Source organism: Colwellia marinimaniae (assembly GCF_002207865.1).
Taxonomy (GTDB): Bacteria; Pseudomonadota; Gammaproteobacteria; order Enterobacterales; family Alteromonadaceae; genus Colwellia; species Colwellia marinimaniae.
Window position 1 is genome coordinate 1 of record NZ_BDQM01000316.1, and the last position, 263, is coordinate 263.

Annotated in this window: 1 protein-coding gene; it reads right to left on the reverse strand. The window is 39.9% G+C overall.

Annotated elements, in window-relative coordinates; genetic code table 11:
* Nucleotides 1-84: 84 nt before the first annotated feature.
* Nucleotides 85-263, reverse strand: a 179-nt coding sequence (locus MTCD1_RS19450; protein ID WP_369007719.1) for a VOC family protein, incomplete at its 5' end; no start/stop codon positions are given.

The following is a 263-nucleotide window of genomic DNA, read 5'->3' on the forward strand; positions in this document are numbered from 1 at the left end:
ACTTTATCTTATATTGATAAAATAGCGAGCGTAATTGAATAACGAGGTTATTTATTGAATAGTTGATACACTGTAACCTCAGCGTTACCACTCACCAATATTTTGCATCGATGCCCAAGGTTCTTGAGGTGCTAATTTGTCGCCTTTTTGTAATAACTCGATAGAAATACCGTCCGGTGAACGGATAAATGCCATATAGCCATCACGTGGGGAACGATTGATAATAACGCCTGCAGCCTGTAACTCTGCGCATGTTGCATAGA